Source organism: Candidatus Symbiopectobacterium sp. NZEC151 (assembly GCF_025962655.1).
GTDB lineage: Bacteria > Pseudomonadota > Gammaproteobacteria > Enterobacterales > Enterobacteriaceae > Symbiopectobacterium.
Map to the genome: position 1 here is coordinate 588,429 of NZ_JAGFPE010000002.1, position 18,250 is coordinate 606,678.

Below are 18,250 nucleotides of genomic sequence, written 5' to 3' on the forward strand. Positions count from 1 at the left end.
TTACCAGGAATAGGTCACATCAAGCCAGAACTGACGACCGAGGCCGTAGTTGGAGCCGGTTCTGTTGGCGCGGTTAAGTACGTTCATCACGTCTACGCCGACTTTGACATTCTGCTTGCCCAGCGGTTGGGTGTAGGTGACGCGCCAGTCGAGGTTCAGGTTGGTGCCAGCCTGTTTTTCGGTATAGATGTCGACCGGGCCGTCATACCCTTCACAAACAGGTTGACCGGCACAGATCAGGCTGCCACTGGTGGTGACCTCTTTATAGCTTCCCACATAGTTAAGGCGCTGTGTCCAGTCCAGACGCCATGCGGGGATCTCGGTATTCAGTTCAACGAAGGTGACCCAAGGGCGGTTAAAGTCATCAGCAGGGCGGTCGATAGCACGCATAAACTTACCTTTGTAAATTATGCGCTTATCAACATCAACCACATCATCATAGGCGGTATTGGACGAGTTGGATTTTTGGATACTTCCGCCAGCACTCCAACTGAACAACACGGAATGCCACTCAATAGGGGCGATAGGCCTAACCACCAGGCTATAGGTATCAGAGTCCATTTTACCGTTGTTGGTCAGAGAGTAGGTTTTACTGCCCGGGGCTTTTTCTGAGGCAAACTGATCTTTCCCTTCACGACCCACCCACTTCAGCGTCCATACCGTGTCATAGATGCGCTGTTGGAAACCTAAAGTCAGTTCATCGCTGTAAGGGGTTCTTAACGAGGTGTAGTTGTAGTTCACTTCATTTAACGCTTTATCGTACACCCACTCGCCAGGAATATTATCCACAGTCGCAGCCCCCGTAGAGCTACAGGAGCCGTTGGCATTGACGTGTTCGGCACGGCATTCGGTGTAACCGAGTTTACGGGCAGAACGCAGCTTATAGGCCAACACATTGCCTGCATAGTAACGGTTGGCTCCGCCGAACACTTCTGTGGAACGATCGCCCCACAGGTCATAGCTGGCGCTCAAACGCGGAGAAATATTGGTGTTTTTCATATAGTCGTCATAGTCGACCCGAACACCCGGTACCACGGTGAGGCGGTGAAACATCAAGGTATCTTGCAAATAAGCTTCATAGGTATTGGTGGAGACATCAACATTGGAGACATCGTACACATTGCGCTTGTAGTGGTACTGTTCACCACTGATGCAGGCCGTGTCTCCCGCACAGTTCACCGACGTTGTTCGCTTAGAATTGAGAAAACCATAACTGGCGCTATCACGCTGGTATTTCGCCGATGCGATCTCAGCACCGTATCCCACATCAACCCGATGCTGTATCCCCAGCGTCGAGAACGCTTTCAGTTCCCAATCCTGCTTTAAGGTCCAACCTTCTTGCGCCGTTTTGATGGTGCCATAGCCCCCTTCCTGCGCCGCCGTGCCTGTGAAGCCAGACACCCAGTCGATGCTGGGCGTTTTATACCAGTAATAGAAGTGCTGCTCTTTGTTGGTAATGGTGTTTTCGTTCTGCTTCCAGGCTAACTTGGTGGAAACCTTACCGAAGGCATTATGGTTATCCCATACCAAATTGGTCGCGGTGCCGCCGCCCTCGTTGGTAAAGTTGCCGTTTTTGATATCGGAACGAACAAAACTGGAAGTATGGGGCGAATACTGAACCGTCATGGTGAGTTGGTTGCGCTCATTCACATCCCACGCACCACGCAGCAGGTAGTTCTCTGACGAACGTTGTTGGTCTTCCCATTTGCCCATGTATCTGTGATAAAAGGGAATGTCTGACTCTTTACGCACGTAGGCAAACATTAATGCTGCATTGTCAGCCAACGGCTGACTGACCATCAGGTTATAAAAATCTTTGGTAAATTTGGGTTGTTTATTCAACGCGGTAGCAGAATTAAACTGTTCGGCTTCTCGTTCTCGCACATGGTATTTGGTCCATGCGGAGCGCGTTGTGCGGTAGCCAAGAGAACCTGACGCCTCGGTAAATGAAGGACGCTTTAGCTTCGCATCAACCACACCGCCGGTGAACTGACCATATTTCGCGGAAACATTGCTGTCATAGACTGACAGCGATTCAATCAGACTGGTATCCACCCAAAACGCTTCCGGGTGACCAGAAGGGAAATCAACAGCAGCGTTACCATTGGCTGTACCATCAACCTTACCCACGTTCACACCGGGGTTAAGGCGATCGTTGTTGGATAAGCCATCGATCATAAAATTGTTGTTATAGAATTTTTCGCCGTGGAAGGAGACCACGTCCGGCGCTAATTCCCCTGGCGTCTGACTGTTGCGCGACGATTCCGAAAACTGCACATTCGGGTTGGTACGCAGCAGCTCAGTAATATTACCGTTCGCTACCGGCTTTTTTACGATATCTTCCGCCGTCAACTGCTGGCTACCGATCTCCATCGGTCCTGGCGTTACCTGCGCCTGCACCGTAATAACGTCACCCCGGTTAGCCCCCGCAGCGGCAGACGGCACGGCGTCATCCTGTACAGGCGTGGTGTTCACCTGCGCCAGCGGACGAATAATAAATCCTTTGCCGTCATCGGTCGGTTCCGCGTACAGGTTGTTGCCGCGCAGCAGCGCTTCCAGCGCCTGTTCCACGCTGTAGCGACCGTTCAACGCCTGCGCCTGTTTGCCCGCTACCAGTTGGCTGTCTACGCCAAAGTTAACGCCAGTTTGCCGTGCCAACTGCATCAGCGATTTTTCCAAGGGCTGCGCGGGCAGATGAACCGCGCTGACCGTGGCGGCCTGCGCCACTCCCGTGCTTAATGCCACAGTCAAAACTGCCTGCGGCCAAAACTTCCCCTGCTGCGTGATAAAAATGGACATGAATACGAGTTCCCTGCCTGCTGCTATTTTTGATTTCTACTGACGATGACGTCAGGCAGCAAAAATCGGGCAGAGCAAAACGAAAATAATTTTGATAATCATTCTCATTTTTTAATAAGAATTTGATTTTATGTGAGTTATTTTTACGCGTTATTTCTTGCTGCCGATCAATACCATCGCATCGACAGGCTGCCGATAGGAAAGCGGGAGAGAATGACTGAGTAATGAGAGGGCGCGGCCGGTATCATCCAGCGGCAAGACGCCGGTAAAACGCAGTTTATCCAGCATACGTCGATCGCGTGGATCCTGATAGATAACGCCACGGTGATAGCGACTTAACTCATCGATCACCGCGCTCAAAGGCGCATTTTCAAACACCAATTGGTTGTGCAGCCAACCGGCTTCCGCCACGCCGTCCTGCACCTCATCCAGCAACGCATATTGCGTGAGGCTGACCTGTTGACCCGCGCTCAGATCAACGCTGACCGCAGGATCGCCCTGTGCAGTGACGCGAACGCGAGACTCTTCCACATGCACCCGGGTTTCCTCTCCCACTTCACGCACGCTGTAGCGCGTGCCCAACGCTTGAGCGGAAGCCTGTAGGCTGCGAATCACAAAGGGTCGCCCGCCAGGATCTTTTGCCACCTGTGCGTAGGCTTCCCCTTGCACCAGTTCCACCGTGCGTTGTCGGCTATCAAAGCGCAGATTCACCGCAGAGTCAGTGTTTAACGTCAGCACGCTGCCATCATCCAGCGTCAGGCGACGGATCTCGCCGATTGCCGTGCGTTGATCCGCCAACCAGTAGCGATAAGGCAGTTGGCTGGCAAGCATGCCCACCACCCCCAGCACCAAGGCCAAAGAGAGGAAACGTTGCGGGCGTACCTTTCGCTGTGTGGTGGCCGGTGTCAGCGCCGCGCTGGACCAGAGTTGCTGCATCTGGCGATACACCCGCTCATGGCGCGCATCCTGTTCGCACCAGCGCTGCCATTCGGCAGCACGTGCGGCATCCGCAGCCTGGTCTTCCTCGGGTTCAGAAAAGCGGATGAGCCACTCAGCGGCCTGCTGCTGGATATGGGCTAACTCAGCTTTCTGGTTCATCGCTTTCCAGACTGAAGATGCGGGTGTGGAAATGGATCATGGCTTTTGCCAGATACTGTTTGACGCTGCTTTCGCTCACGCCCAACGTAACGGCGATATCGCGGTAGCAATGGCCTTCAACGCGCGCCATGATGAACGCACGCTGCACTTTTTCATCCAGCTCTTCATTGAGGATATGCAGCGCGGTTGCCACCAACTGGCTGATTGCCACACGCTGTTCGGCTGACTGCTCCTCTGCCCCCTCCGCCAATTGCGCCAGCGCTGCCAGTGCATCCTCTTCCAGTTTGCGTTTACGGAACTGGTCGATCATTACATGGTTGGCAGTGACCATCAGATAAGCGCGCGGATTACGGATGGCTTCCGGCTCCGCCAGGGTCAGCAGTTTGAGGAAAGTATCGTGGGTGAGATCCTCCGCCAGATGGCGGCAACCGGTTTTTTTACTGAGCCATCCGCGCAGCCATCCCTGATGGGAGTGGTAAAATACGCTCCAGAATGTCGTTAGCTGCGTCATAGTTGATGGCAATAAAAATACCGCAAAGATTAATTGATACTCATTATCATCTAAGCGAATCAGACGACGCAACAGTTTTTAAACAACAAGCCAAAAAACAGACAATACACCCTAAATAATTCGAGTTGCAGGAAGGCGGCGACGCAGTGAATCCCCAGGAGCATACTCAAGTATGTGACTGGGGTGAGCGAGGAAAGCCAACGCACCTGCAACTTGAAGTATGACGGGTATAGGCGTTAGTATTCTTGATCTTCGATGAGACGTTTCCCCAGCGTCACAGAATCCACGATATCGTAGTTCAGCTTCTCATACATGCCGATCACCGTGTCATTGTCCTGCCGCACCATCAGGTGGATTTTGGGGCAACCGCGTGCGATCAGCTTTTTCTCCAGGCGACTAATCAACGCGTTAGCGATGCCACGCCCGCGAAAATCCGGATGGACGCCCAGATAGTAGGCCGATCCGCGATGGCCGTCATACCCGCCCATCACCGAACCCACGATTTCGCCGCTCACTTCGGCCACCAAAAACAGGGAGGCATCGTGGTTCACTTTACGCTCGATATCCATTTCCGGATCGTTCCAAGGGCGCAGCAGATCGCAACGTTCCCATAGGGTAATCACTTCTTCAAAGTCATCTTGTCTGAATACGCGGATTTCCATGGGATCCCCCCGTTGATCGTTAAGGAAAATCTGATTATCGCGTGATCTCGCGCAGACGCAATATCAATTTGCTGCCATCCCTCCATCGCGACCCTTCGGCAGCAGGAAAGCCAACACCTTGCCGTTGTGACAGGCTATACTGGTAGCCCCTTTGTTATAATGGATTTGCTAACACCGTCATGAGTCAGCCTGATATTTTCGCGGTAAAGTCCTTTTTACTGACGCTGCAAGACACACTGTGTCAGCACCTTGCCGCCACAGATGGCAAGAACGACTTTAATGAGGAGTGCTGGCAACACGCCGCTGGCGGCGGCGGGCGCAGCCGGGTGCTGACCCAGGCCGCGGTGTTCGAACAGGCGGGCGTCAACTTCTCTCACGTGATGGGCGCTACGCTGCCCCCTTCGGCCAGCGCGCACCGGCCCGAGCTTGCCGGACGCCGCTTTCAGGCCATGGGGGTTTCGCTGGTTATCCATCCGTTAAACCCGTATGTGCCCACCAGCCACGCCAACGTGCGCTTTTTCGTTGCAGAAAAAGAGGGTGAAGCGCCGGTATGGTGGTTTGGCGGTGGGTTCGATCTCACCCCGTTCTACGGCTTCACCGAAGACGTCGTACACTGGCACAAAACCGCGCACGACCTTTGCCAGCCGTTTGGTGACGACGTTTATCCGCGTTACAAAAAATGGTGCGATGATTACTTTTTTCTCAAGCACCGTAACGAGGCGCGCGGTGTCGGCGGGCTGTTTTTCGATGACTTAAATACGCCGGATTTCACCACCAGCTTTGCGTTTATGCGCGCCGTCGGCAACGGTTTTCTCGACGCCTACCTACCAATCGTCGCGCGGCGCGCTGCATTGCCCTGGGGAGAGCGCGAACGCCAGTTTCAGCTCTACCGCCGCGGGCGCTACGTGGAGTTTAATCTGGTGTGGGATCGCGGCACGCTGTTTGGCCTGCAAAGCGGTGGGCGCACCGAATCCATCCTGATGTCGATGCCGCCGCTGGCGCGTTGGGAATACCAATACCAACCGGAGCCGGACAGCCCGGAAGCCGCACTTTACCGCGATTTTTTGCCGGTAAAAGAGTGGTTAGCGAAGGAGCTTGCATGAGCGAAAATACCCACGCAGAACCGCAGATTTGGGTTGATGCTGACGCCTGTCCCAACGTGATAAAAGAGGTGCTGTATCGCGCGGCCGATCGCACACAAACCCGTGTTGTGCTGGTCGCCAATCAGTCACTGCGCACGCCGCCGTCACGTTATATCTCATCAGTGCGCGTTGCCGCCGGGTTTGACGTGGCGGATAACGAAATCGTGAAACGCGTCAATGCCGGGGATTTGGTGATTACCGCCGATATTCCGCTGGCAGCCGAAGTGTTGGAAAAAAACGCCGTGGCGCTTAACCCGCGCGGTGAAACCTACACGCCCGCCACCATCCGCGAACGGCTGACCATGCGCGATTTTATGGATACGCTGCGCGCCAGCGGTGTGCAAACCGGTGGACCGGATGCACTCAATCAGAAAGATCGCCAGCGCTTTGCCAATGAGTTGGATAAGTGGCTACGCCAACGGCGTTAATTCCCTGATAAAAAACAGCCCGGCATGCCGGGCTGTTTGCTGTACAGCGCACAAATCGATTTACAGCGGTTGGGTCTGCGCTTCCACCACAGCCAGCGCCACCATGTTGACGATACGCCGTACCGAGGCTATCGGCGTCAGGATGTGCACCGGTTTGGCAACGCCCATCAGCACCGGTCCGACCGTCACCCCTTCAGACGAGGAAACGCGCAGCAGGTTATAGCTGATACGCGCCGCTTCCATGTTCGGCATGATGAGAATATTGGCAGAGCCCTTTAACGGGCTGTCCGGCATCTGCTCACGGCGAATCGACTCCACCAGCGCGGCATCGCCGTGCATCTCACCATCCACTTCCAGCTCCGGTGCCAGCTTATTGATCAACGCCAGCGCTTCACGCATTTTGCGGGCAGTCGGCGAGTTCGAGGTGCCAAAGTTGGAGTGCGACAACAGCGCGACTTTCGGCTCAATACCGAAACGACGCACGGTGTGCGCGGCCATCAGAGTGATTTCCGCCAGTTGCTCCGGCGTAGGATCGGGGTTGACATAGGTGTCGGCAATAAAGGTATTGCCGCTCGGCAGCAGCAAGGCATTCATGGCTCCCGCCACGTGTACACCATCGCGGTAACCCAGCACCTTCTCGACCACCTCGAAATGTTCTTCATAGGTGCCGATGGTGCCGCAAATCATCGCATCCGCTTCACCGCGTTGCACCATGATGGCGGCAATCACCGTCGGGTTGCGGATCACTTCGCGCTGCGCGGTTTCCTGCGAGACGCCACGGCGTTTCATCAACGCATAATATTCAGACCAGTATTCCTTGAAGCGCGGATCGGATTCATTGTTCACCACCTCGAAATCTTTACCGATAGTGATTTGCAAGCCGAGCTTTTGCAGACGCTTTTCGATAACGCCGGGGCGACCGATCAGAATGGGGAATGCCAGCCCCAGCGTCACCAGTTCTTGCGTGGCGTGCAACACACGCGGATCTTCCCCTTCGGCAAACACCACGCGTTTCGGCTGTTGGCGCGCCTGAGAGAATACCGGCTTCATAAACAGGTTGGTTTTATAGACAAACTGCGTCAGTTTTTCGATATAGGCATCAAAGTCGGCGATAGGGCGCGTCGCCACGCCTGAATCCATCGCTGCTTTTGCCACCGCCGGCGCAATCTTGATAATCAAACGCGGGTCGAAAGGTTTCGGGATCAGGTATTCAGGGCCAAACGACAACTCCTGATCGCCATACGCGGAGGCCACCACTTCACTCTGTTCCGCCAGCGCCAAATCAGCAATCGCTTTCACGCACGCCAGCTTCATCTCTTCATTGATGGTAGTTGCGCCCACATCCAGCGCACCACGGAAAATGAACGGGAAGCACAGCACGTTATTCACCTGATTCGGGTAGTCAGAACGCCCGGTACAGATAATGGCATCCGGGCGTACCGCTTTGGCTAACGGCGGCAGGATCTCCGGCTCTGGGTTTGCCAGCGCCATGATCAGCGGACGCGGTGCCATGGTTTTCACCATGTCCTGCGTCAGTACGCCAGGGCCGGAGCAGCCCAGGAAGATATCGGCATCAGGGATCACGTCACCCAGTTTGCGCGCACCGGTGTCTTCCACCGCGTAAATCGCCTTGTTCTCTTCCATGTTGGCGTCGCGACCTTTGTAGATCACGCCGCGTGAGTCACACACCACGATGTTATGTTTTTTCAGCCCCAGCGCCACCAGCAAATTCAGGCAGGCAATGGAGGCAGCGCCCGCACCGGACACCACCAGACGCACGTCAGAGATGTTTTTTTCCACCACGCGCAGGCCGTTCAACACCGCCGCAGTACAGATGATCGCCGTGCCATGCTGATCGTCATGGAACACCGGAATCTTCATGCGTTCACGCAGTTTCTTCTCGATATAGAAGCACTCCGGCGCTTTGATATCTTCCAGGTTGATGCCACCAAAGGTGGGCTCCAGCGCGGCAATCACGTCGATCAGTTTATCCGGGTCCAGTTCGTCCACTTCGATATCGAACACATCGACGCCGGAGAATTTTTTAAACAGCACGCCCTTGCCTTCCATCACCGGCTTGCCGGCCAACGCACCAATATTACCGAGGCCAAGCACCGCCGTTCCGTTGGAGATCACCGCCACCAGATTACCGCGTGCAGTGTATTTGTAGGCAGCCAGCGGATCTTCGGCGATTTCAAGACAAGGTGCAGCAACGCCCGGAGAGTAGGCCAACGCCAAATCGCGTTGGGTCGCTAGCGGTTTGGTCGGGGACACCTGAATCTTCCCCGGCACCGGATATTGGTGAAAATCCAATGCGCTCTGTTTGAGTTGTTCATCCATTGTTGCATCCCTTATAGGCTTTTGTTGTCGTGACGTAGGGCGGCGAGTCTATCCCAGGCAGACAAGGAGAGGTGAACGCCGTAAGAAGTTCAATCATTTCTCTTGGTATATACCCTAAATAATTCGAGTTGCAGGAAGGCGGCAAGAGAGAGAATCCCGATGAGCTTACTCAAGTAAGTGATTCGGGTGAACGAGCGTAGCCAACGTACCTGCAACGTGAAGTATGACGGGTATAAGCTTGGAGCATGGCAAAAACCGCATGTGAATGCAGGTTAATATAGTTAATTTATCTGCTTGTTTTTTGCGCATAATGTCACGTTATCGCGAACTGGATAACGTATTGCTAACCTGCGGGCAAAAAACGGACGTAAAAACCAACGAGAAGTGATGATAAATCATCCAGATACCGGACAGCGAAGCGATGCTGTCCGGCAGAAGAAAGTACCCTATTGGGTCATATTGAGGATGGTGCGGATGTTCGAGGCGCTGGTGGCGATAATATCGATAGCACCGGTGCGCAACGCGCCCAATATCGCCAGCGCTTTGGTGTTTTCTGAAGCAATGGCGATAACGCAGGGAATGTTGCGCAGCTCTTCGATGCTGACGCCAATCACCCTGTCGTGCATCACGGTATCGATGTGCTGTCCCTGCGCGTTAAAAAAGTCGTAGCCGGCAATATCGCCAATCACGCCTTGGTTAAGGCTGGCATCAACAATTTCCTGCGGCGTGAACCAGCCCAGTTTTACCATGTAGCTGTTTTCATTCATGTCGCCAATGCCCACCAGCGCAATATCCGCCTTACGGGCGCGATCCAGCGTTTCCTTGATGGTGCCGTTCTGCATAAACGCCTGTTTGAGCGCGCGGTTTTCCACGTAGGCCGGGGCGTAAAGCGTTTCACTGCTGCCGCCAAATTTCTTCGCCAGACGACGACTGATATGATCGGCGTTGATCGCATCGCCGGGACGGTGCGTACCGCCAATCCCGCAGATAAACTTACAGTGGCGCTCAGTGATGTTTCCTACGTGATCTGCGACGCCGGACACGTTGCGCCCCTGCCCGACCGCAACCACCGTGCCATCTTTCAGCGTCACCGCCAGATGGTTGGAAACCAATGCCGCTACCTGACGCCGTTGTTCTTCTTCATCGGGGTGATCGAGCGCGATCAGCGCACGTTTGATGGGAAAACGTTCCAGCAGTTGCTGCTCCAACCGGGTGCTGAACACCGGGTGATAGCGAACGTTGATCTCGACAATACCCTCTTCTTTAGCACGCTTCAGCAAACGCCCTACTTTGATGCGCGAAATGCCGAATTTCTTCGCGATCTCCTCCTGGGTAATCTCGTCCTGGTAATACGCCACGGCGATTTCCGTCAGTAGTTCGTTATCCTGAGATCCTGATTGTTTTTCCATTCGGTAATATTTTCCTTACGCAAAGGGTAAGCGTGCCTGGGCAGACGCGGCCCTGTCGGCAAAAGCCGATCATCATTAACAATTGTTGCACGCCGCAAGTCAGGGCTCAACTCCGGCAACCAATCTCCTGATGATAGTCGCGTCATTGCCTAAAAACAGTGATGCCGCAAACCCGCGTAAACGGGCTTGCGGCAGTTCCGCATCATTTATGCACTACAGGCATTAGCGCTCAATGGCATCAATCTTCAGCATTCTGGCGATCACCAGATCGAGCTCCTTCTGATCGAAGATCTTTTTCCAGTCCGGCTTGATAATGTTTTCTTTGCCGTACTCGATGGCGATCATGCAAGCATCCGAGAACGGGTTGGTACTGCGGAACGCCACCGCCAGCGCGATTTGAATGTGGCCATAGAGCATCGCTTCCGCCGCCGCTTTCGGCACGCCGATAGTATTGACGGTTTCATCCAGCGCTTCTTTCATTAGCGTGCCCACCATACAGGCCACGGTTTCAACCAGCGTCGGTTCCAGATAGGCCAACTGTTTGACCGTCACCCAGTGCACGTCAATCACCGGGCCATACATTACTTTCACCACCTCGGCCAACACGGCTTTCTGCCGATCGCTGCCTGCTTCATAGGAAGCTGCAACGTGCTGAGGTGCAGCCACGCCGCCAAACGCATCGGCATGTTCTTCCGGCGTGAAACGGTCGAGGAAGACCGAAGGGTGACAGGGGTGTGCGACCGCGTAATCGATATCATCGCGTTTGGCGATCAGATTGGCGTAGGCCGCAGCCGGGTCGAGCGTTAACAGAATCGCGCCGCGTTTCATTTGCGGCACCACCTGCGCGGAAACCACTTTAAGTGCAATATCAGGGACCGCAAGGATCACCACGTCACTGTCAGGAATAACCTGCTCAGCCACCGCCAGCTCACGCCCTGCGGCAATCACCTGCTCCTGCGCGCGCGGCGAATTCTCACAGTAAAACACCTGATAGGCGCTTTTCTGGAAATTGGCAGAGATACGCATGCCCATTTTGCCACCAGCGCCCAGTACCGTAATCGTTTTTAATTCTGTTGTCATGATGGTTACTCCTCGGATTTGGAATGCATTTTCGTTCAATAAAAAAGGTTATCGCTGCCCCGCCTGCGGATTGCGGGCAAAAAGAAAGTTCAGGCTTTGTGTGGTCCAGGCTTCTTCCTGACGGCAGGTCTCTTCCGGCGAGGATTGCCACGGCAGCCAGTGCTCAACCACCTGATTGATATGTCGCTCATTAGGACGAACCGCTTTTTGCAGGTGATCGTAGTCGAGCAGCCCGGTGCCGAGCTGGCTACCGGAATAAGTAAACCCAACCCAGCCATTCTGGCGCGCAAAGGCAAAATCCTTGATGTGCAGGTTCACCACGCGCCGCGCCGTCATGTCGATAACGTCACACGGATGCTCCAACGCGGCCACGCAGTTGCCCGGATCGAGACAAATGCCCAACGCCGGGCTATCGATAGCATCAACCACCTCCAGCAGGGTGCGGGTTTTTACCTGCTCGTAAGTTTCCAGCCCGAACTGAACGCCCTGCTGTTCTGCCTGCGGCACAATGATCCGCAGCAGTTCGCGCGCTTCATCCGGTGTGGGTTGATGCGTCACGCTGTTAAACATGGTGCGAATAAAACGGACATCCAGAGCCTGAGCCAGTGTCAGGTAACGCGTTAAATGTGCTGTCTCCAGCCCACGCGTTCCGAGCTCCAGTTGAATGGATAAATCCTCGGCACGCTGACGCAGCTTTTCCAACTCAGCGGATGACAGTGTTTCCACCGGCGTGTAATCACAAATCTGAAACACCGTCGCGCCCGATTCTGCCGTGTGATCCAGCATCGCCTCCAGCCCCATCGGGTCAGGAACGCGGGAGGACATGCGCCAGAAAAAAGCGTAAGTGCTTAAACCAATAGCCACGGTAATTTCTCCTTTCTGCGTATTTTTACTGCTGTGGGCACAGCGCCAGCGCTTCATCCATAATGGCGTTGAACGCCGCAGGATCGTGGGCGAAACGCCCTAAAAACAGGCCATCAACCGCAGGTCCAAGCTGACTCAGTAGCCCTGGTCCGGCGCTGCCGCCGTAAATTACTCTGCCGTCGCGCACGCCTGTCGCGCTAAATAACTGCTGTTTCAACGCCTCACAGACCAGGCTGATAGCTTCGGTGGGTGCGGGTTCTGCACTGCCAATCGCCCATTGAGGCTCATAAGCGACAACAACATGCCCCGTTAACTGCTGTTGCTGCGCGCGGTTGAGCGCGCTGGTGAGCTGTGCCTGACAAATTGCTATCGCCTGCTGCACGCTGCCGCGCTGCTCTTCGCCAACACAGAGCACGGGAGTAAGCCCGTTGCGCCAGGCGGCCGCCGTTTTAAGGGCAATATGCTCATCGGTTTCACCAAAATAGCGACGCCGTTCAGCATGCCCGACTTCTACATAGCGGCACCCCATTTCATGCAACAGCGTGCCGCTGACTTCCCCGGTGAAGGCGCCGTTATCCGCCCAGTGCAGGTCTTGCGCCCCGACATCGACGGCAGAATCAGCGAAAAGAGAGACAGCAGGGGCCAATGCAGGAAAGGTTGGCAACACAAACAACCTGACCTGTGCCACCGACGCCAGCGGATGGCGCTGCACAATGGTGTGGATGCGCTGGCACCAGTCCACGGTTTGCTGGTAGCCGAAATACATTTTCAGGCTGACACCCAGCGTGATAACGCGTTCGTGACTCCCCGATTGGCTCATTGTGCTTGTGTCTCCTGTACCGCAGCGTGCTCGGCATGGCCCTGATTCAGCACGGCGGCAACCGCATTCAGAATCATTGCCAGCGAAATCGCGCCCGCATCCGGTGTACCCAGACTTTTTTCTGCCAAAGGACGCGCACGACCAATTTTTGGACGCAGTTGCGCAGTGGCATCCGCCGCCTGTTGTGCCACCTGCGCGGCTTTCAACCAGGCTTGTGGCAACGCTTCCCCGGCGTTGACACGTTGCGTCAACGCATCACTGAAAGGCAGAAGGGCATCAACCAGCGTTTTGTCACCCGCTTTCGCCTTACCAAAATGCATAATGCCTTCTGCTGCCTGACGAATGCCGAGAGCAACGCGCGCGCCATCCGGTTTTGCGCTGTCGCCCAGCGCAGTGCCCAGCGCATTTAGCGCTACGCCCCAAATGGCCCCTGATGTTCCCCCCGCCCGATCGGCCCAGGCATCCGCGGCACGCTGTAATAAGGTACCAGCGCCCGCCTGCCTCTCCAGCATGCTGGCGGCAGTTTCCGCCGCCGCCTCCACGCCGCGTTCCATGCCGATACCGTGATCGCCATCGCCCGCCACGGCATCAATGCGGCCCAGTTCATCGACATTTGCCACAACAACATCACGCGCCGCCACCAAAGCAGCGGCAACACACTGCGCTGCCTCACGCGATGCCGGGGTTGCTTCAGGAATGCTGTCCTGCTCGACGTTAAATTCGCACTCCTCGCGGGGTTCTGCGACCGTCATGCTGCCTTTACGAAATGCGGGCGTATTGGCCGGTGCACGCCAGAAGCGCTCCAGCTCTTCATCCAGCCAGAACAGGGTGAGAGAAAGTCCAGCCATATCAAAGCTGGTCACCAGTTCTCCCACCTCCGGTTCAACGATGGTGAGTCCTTGCGCCGTCAGCTGTTGGGCAACGCGGCGATAGACCACAAACAGTTCTTCATATTTCACACCACCCAGCCCATTGAGCACCACGCTGAGGCGCTGCCCGGACAGTGCGCTCACCGCCTGCGGCACCTCTTTTAACAGCGCATCGACCAACAGTTCGGCCAGCTCATCCGCACTGGAAATCGGTGCATCGTGGATACCCGGTTCGCCGTGGATCCCCATCCCGACACCCATCATGCCTTCCGGCACGGTAAACAAAGGGTGATCGGCACCGGGTAAGGTGCAGCCAGAAAAAGCAACACCGAAAGAGCGTGTGCGCTGGTTGGCACGCTCAGCCACCGCCAGTACCGCCGCCAGATCGTATCCCGCTTCCGCCGCAGCTGCCGCCGCCTTGAACACCGCCAGATCGCCCGCCACACCGCGACGTTTTTGCCACTCCTCCGGCGGTGCGCTGGAGATATCATCGGTCACCGCCAGCAACTCGCACGGGATCCCTTCGGCATTCAGCCGTGCTTTCGCCTGACCAAAGTGGAGCACATCTCCCGCGTAGTTGCCGAATGTCAGCAGCACACCGCCGCCGTTATGCGCCGCACGCGCCACGGAGCAGATTTGCTGCGCAGACGGCGAAGCAAACAGGTTGCCCATCGCCGCACCGTGTGCCAAACCTTGCCCAACCAACCCGGCAAACGCCGGGTAGTGTCCAGAACCGCCGCCGACCACGATGGCGACACTGCCTTCAGGGCTGCGGGTACTTCTGACCACGCCACCCGGCACCTGACGCACCTTGTCGCTGTGCGCCGCAACAAAACCTTCCGTTAATTCACGTGCAAAATCAGACGGCTGGTTAAACAAATAGGTCATATCAGTGCTCCTGTGTGGCTGATGCGGCTTGGGATTCCTGCCCGGAACGACTCAATAACACCATCAAGATTGCGGAGAGCAGCATCAGGCCACCGACAATCAACATCGGAAGAACGTAGGTGCCGGTAACCCCTCGCACCGCCCCGGTGATATACCCCGCAGAGAACCCGGCAACGTTACCGATGGTATTGATCAGGGCAATCGCCGCCGCCGCAGAGGCCCCAGTCAGGAACTGCGTAGGCAACGTCCAGAAGTTAGGTAACGCAGAGAAAATGGAACAGGCGGTCACGGTAATCACGGCGATGGTGGCAGCCGGTGATTCCATGTACAGCGCCAGCGGAATGCTGATGGCACCAGTCAACGCCGGAATGGCAATGTGCCAGGTGCGGCAGCCACGACGGGTCGCGTCACGTGACCAGAAGTGCATCACAATGGCGGCGGGCAGATACGGTATCGCGGTAATCAACCCTTTTTCCAACACGTTAAAGGTGGTGCCAAACTGCTGTTGGAACCCGCTGATAATGGTCGGCAGGAAGAACGCCAGTGCATACAGACCATAAATAAAGCCGAAGTAGATCAGGCACAGTACCCACACGCGTTTGTTGAACAGGACGGTGCGCACGCTGGGGTGTTTGCTGTGCTGTTTGGCGGCATGTTCACTTTCCAGTTCGCCCACCAGCCAGCGTTTCTCTTCTTCATTGAGCCATTTTGCATCCTGTGGGCGATCGACCAGGTAGAACCAGGTGATAATCCCGACCACAATCGCCGGAATCGATACCCCGAGGAACATCACGCGCCAGCCCGACAAACCAAACAGGCCATGCTGTTCAATCAGCCACGCCGCCAGCGGTGCGCCGATCACGGTGGTCATCGGCTGTGCCAGATAAAACAGCGCCAGAATCTTGCTGCGGTAACGCGCTGGCACCCATAAGCTGAGGAACAAAATGGCCCCGGGGAAGAAGCCCGCCTCGGCAATCCCCAGCAGGAAGCGCAGGATATACAGCTCTTGCACACTGCTTACCCAGGTAAACAGCAGCGACACAATCCCCCAGGAAACCATGATGCGCGCCAGCCACTTGCGCGCGCCAAAACGGTGTAGTGCCAGGTTGCTGGGCACTTCCAACAGAATGTAACCAATAAAGAAAATGCCGGAAGCGAGCCCAAACTGCGCGACGGTCAGCGCGAGATCGGTATTCATACCGTTCGGGCCGGCAAAAGAAATGGCAGTGCGATCGAGGAAGTTAATAAAGAACATCAATCCAACGAACGGCACCAGACGCAAGGAGATCTTGCGGATGGCGGACTGCTCTGCGGAGGATGGCGTTGCGGCTTTCTGTTGCGCCGCTTGTGTAGCCGATATCTTGCTCATACTGCCCCCCTGCCGTTCGCGATGAAGTGCCTGGTGTGACCTTTATGTTCTATCGTCATTGTTATCGTTTGCGTATCGGTCTGAGACATTGTTATGCCCTCTAAAGAGTCAAATCAATAATACACACAGTGAACATATGAACGATATGATCGCGCCGATTCTTTGCCTACCACTCTGTTTAAAAATTGTGAGCATGATCCAAATATGTGTACAAAAGGTAAAATAACGCTCAAAAAGCGTGATTAGTGACCTTAATCACCTTTTAAAGAAGATCACGAAGACTTGCGAACACAAAACAAATAATCACCAGTTGAACATTTGAAACGGTCAGTATATGTTAGCCATGAAACGCCGGATCTGGCGCTATGTTGACCTTTAGTCAGGCAGGAGATGGGTATGCACGCAATTGCGATTGGCGCAGACAGCGCCGCGATCGATTTGAAAAACATCATTAGTGAATTTTTACAACAGCAGGGGTTGCAGGTTACCGATTACAGCTACGATCCCAGTGGAGAAAATCCGATCTACCCCGATGTTGCACACACCGTCGCTGTCTCCATCAAAGAAGGAAAACACGAGCGCGGGATCCTGATCTGCGGCACCGGTATCGGCATGAGTATTGTCGCGAACAAGGTCACGGGGATTCGGGCAGCCCAATGCCATGACACCTATTCTGCACAGCGCGCCAGAAAAAGTAATAATGCGCAAATTATCTCGCTGGGCGCACGGGTTATCGGGCCTGAGCTGGCAAAAGAGATCGTCGCAGCCTGGCTGGCGTCTGAATTTGAAGGCGGGGGATCGGCGCCCAAAGTGGATCGCATCGGCTACTACGAGCAGCAGGAAAACGGGCGGTGATATGATGAATCAACTCGATGCTCTAAAGCAGTTTACCGTTGTTGTCGCGGACAGCGGTGATATTGATGCGATTCGTCAGTTTGCGCCCGAAGATGCGACCACCAACCCCTCGCTGATTTTGAAAGCGGCCACGCTGCCGCAATATAGCCCGCTATTTGAAGAGGCTATTACCTATGCCCGCCAACAGGGGGGCAACAGCGCTACCCAGTTGATCAACGCGGGCGACCGCCTGGCGGTCAATATCGGTGCCGAGATCCTCAAATCGGTGCCGGGACGTATCTCCACCGAGGTGGATGCTCGTCTGTCATTCGATCGCGGCATGTGTGTCGCCAAGGCGCGCAAGCTGATTGGTCTGTATGAAGAGAAAGACATCCCGCGCTCGCGCATATTGATCAAACTGGCATCCACCTGGGAAGGCATCCGCGCGGCGGAAGCGCTGGAACGCGAAGGGATCAACTGCAACCTGACGCTGCTGTTTTCCTTTGCCCAAGCGCGCGCCTGTGCCGAAGCGGGCGTGTTTCTTATCTCGCCGTTTGTTGGCCGTATCTACGACTGGTATCAGGCCAAACAGCCTGCGGAACACTATCAGGCCGAGCAGGATCCCGGCGTGCTTTCAGTGCAAAAAATATACGACTATTACAAGCGTCATCGCTATAACACGGTGATCATGGGAGCCAGCTTCCGTAAAGTGGAACAAATTCTGGCGCTGGCAGGCTGCGATCGCCTGACCATCTCACCGTCACTGCTCGATCAGTTGAAAAACAGCAATGCACCGGTAACGCGCCAGCTCACGCCGTCGGTGGAAGCGCTGCACCGCCCTTCTCCGCTGAGCGAAGCCGAGTTCCGCTGGGAGCATTGTCAGGATGCCATGGCGGTGGACAAGCTGGCGGAAGGCATTCGCCTGTTCGCTATCGATCAGGAAAAACTGGAAGCGATGCTTGCCGCGCAACTGTGATTTGGAGAGCCCACTATGTCGTTGTCTGATACGCCACACGCTCGTCGCCAACTGTCCAACGCTATCCGCGCACTCAGCATGGATGGCGTGCAAAAAGCCAAATCCGGTCACCCGGGCGCACCCATGGGTATGGCAGATATCGCCGAAGTCCTGTGGCGCGA

The 18,250-nt window shown here is 55.4% G+C and carries 16 protein-coding genes; 5 read left to right on the forward strand and 11 right to left on the reverse strand.

What is annotated here, in order from left to right; translation table 11 throughout:
* From J5067_RS10760 to J5067_RS10775, 4 genes are all read right to left on the reverse strand, one after another.
* The gene (locus J5067_RS10760) at positions 1-2,799 is read right to left on the reverse strand and encodes a secretin and TonB N-terminal domain-containing protein (RefSeq protein ID WP_264651091.1); all 2,799 of its coding nucleotides are present in this window, start codon (positions 2,797-2,799) and stop codon (positions 1-3) included.
* A gap of 150 nt (positions 2,800-2,949) precedes the next feature.
* Complete coding sequence (locus J5067_RS10765; protein ID WP_264651092.1) at positions 2,950-3,897, reverse strand: FecR domain-containing protein; 948 nt, start codon at positions 3,895-3,897, stop codon at positions 2,950-2,952.
* Positions 3,881-4,408, reverse strand: a complete 528-nt coding sequence (locus J5067_RS10770) for a sigma-70 family RNA polymerase sigma factor (RefSeq protein WP_264644236.1) — start codon at positions 4,406-4,408, stop codon at positions 3,881-3,883. Before J5067_RS10770 ends, J5067_RS10765 begins: the two co-directional genes overlap by 17 nt.
* Before the next feature lie 236 nt (positions 4,409-4,644).
* Positions 4,645-5,070: a GNAT family acetyltransferase gene (locus J5067_RS10775; RefSeq protein ID WP_264644235.1), complete on the reverse strand. Its 426-nt coding sequence runs from the start codon at positions 5,068-5,070 to the stop codon at positions 4,645-4,647.
* 179 nt (positions 5,071-5,249) lie between these two features.
* Between J5067_RS10775 and hemF the strand changes: the two genes are divergently transcribed.
* Positions 5,250-6,173, forward strand: a complete 924-nt coding sequence (gene hemF / locus J5067_RS10780; RefSeq protein WP_264651093.1) for an oxygen-dependent coproporphyrinogen oxidase — start codon at positions 5,250-5,252, stop codon at positions 6,171-6,173.
* A complete protein-coding gene (locus J5067_RS10785) occupies positions 6,170-6,640 on the forward strand; it encodes a YaiI/YqxD family protein (RefSeq protein ID WP_264644233.1) in 471 nt (156 codons plus the stop codon). Before hemF ends, J5067_RS10785 begins: the two co-directional genes overlap by 4 nt.
* Positions 6,641-6,700: 60 nt before the next feature.
* Here J5067_RS10785 and maeB read toward each other — a convergent pair whose 3' ends face one another.
* The 7 genes from maeB to J5067_RS10820 all read right to left on the reverse strand — a co-directional run bounded on the left by maeB (position 6,701) and on the right by J5067_RS10820 (position 16,279).
* On the reverse strand, positions 6,701-8,980 hold the full coding sequence (gene maeB / locus J5067_RS10790; RefSeq protein WP_264651094.1) for an NADP-dependent oxaloacetate-decarboxylating malate dehydrogenase: 2,280 nt from the start codon (positions 8,978-8,980) through the stop codon (positions 6,701-6,703).
* Between the two features lie 446 nt (positions 8,981-9,426).
* On the reverse strand, positions 9,427-10,389 hold the full coding sequence (locus J5067_RS10795) for a sugar-binding transcriptional regulator (protein WP_264644231.1): 963 nt from the start codon (positions 10,387-10,389) through the stop codon (positions 9,427-9,429).
* Positions 10,390-10,611: 222 nt separating this feature from the next.
* Positions 10,612-11,469 (reverse strand): phosphogluconate dehydrogenase C-terminal domain-containing protein, encoded by an 858-nt coding sequence (locus tag J5067_RS10800; protein WP_264651095.1) that lies wholly within the window; start codon positions 11,467-11,469, stop codon positions 10,612-10,614.
* A 48-nt stretch (positions 11,470-11,517) separates the two neighbouring features.
* Positions 11,518-12,333 (reverse strand): sugar phosphate isomerase/epimerase, encoded by an 816-nt coding sequence (locus J5067_RS10805; protein WP_264644229.1) that lies wholly within the window; start codon positions 12,331-12,333, stop codon positions 11,518-11,520.
* A 25-nt stretch (positions 12,334-12,358) separates the two neighbouring features.
* Positions 12,359-13,153, reverse strand: a complete 795-nt coding sequence (locus J5067_RS10810) for a triose-phosphate isomerase family protein (protein WP_264651096.1) — start codon at positions 13,151-13,153, stop codon at positions 12,359-12,361.
* Positions 13,150-14,910, reverse strand: a complete 1,761-nt coding sequence (locus J5067_RS10815) for a dihydroxyacetone kinase family protein (protein WP_264644227.1) — start codon at positions 14,908-14,910, stop codon at positions 13,150-13,152. Before J5067_RS10815 ends, J5067_RS10810 begins: the two co-directional genes overlap by 4 nt.
* Before the next feature lies 1 nt (position 14,911).
* Complete coding sequence (locus J5067_RS10820) at positions 14,912-16,279, reverse strand: MFS transporter (RefSeq protein WP_264651097.1); 1,368 nt, start codon at positions 16,277-16,279, stop codon at positions 14,912-14,914.
* A gap of 396 nt (positions 16,280-16,675) precedes the next feature.
* Between J5067_RS10820 and rpiB the strand changes: the two genes are divergently transcribed.
* The 3 genes from rpiB to J5067_RS10835 form a co-directional block, all read left to right on the forward strand.
* Positions 16,676-17,134, forward strand: coding sequence for a ribose 5-phosphate isomerase B (gene rpiB, locus J5067_RS10825; RefSeq protein WP_222159674.1), 459 nt, complete (start codon positions 16,676-16,678; stop codon positions 17,132-17,134).
* A 4-nt stretch (positions 17,135-17,138) separates the two neighbouring features.
* Positions 17,139-18,089: a transaldolase gene (tal, locus tag J5067_RS10830; protein WP_264644377.1), complete on the forward strand. Its 951-nt coding sequence runs from the start codon at positions 17,139-17,141 to the stop codon at positions 18,087-18,089.
* A 15-nt stretch (positions 18,090-18,104) separates the two neighbouring features.
* Positions 18,105-18,250, forward strand: a 146-nt coding sequence (locus tag J5067_RS10835) for a hypothetical protein (protein WP_264651111.1), incomplete at its 3' end; no start/stop codon positions are given.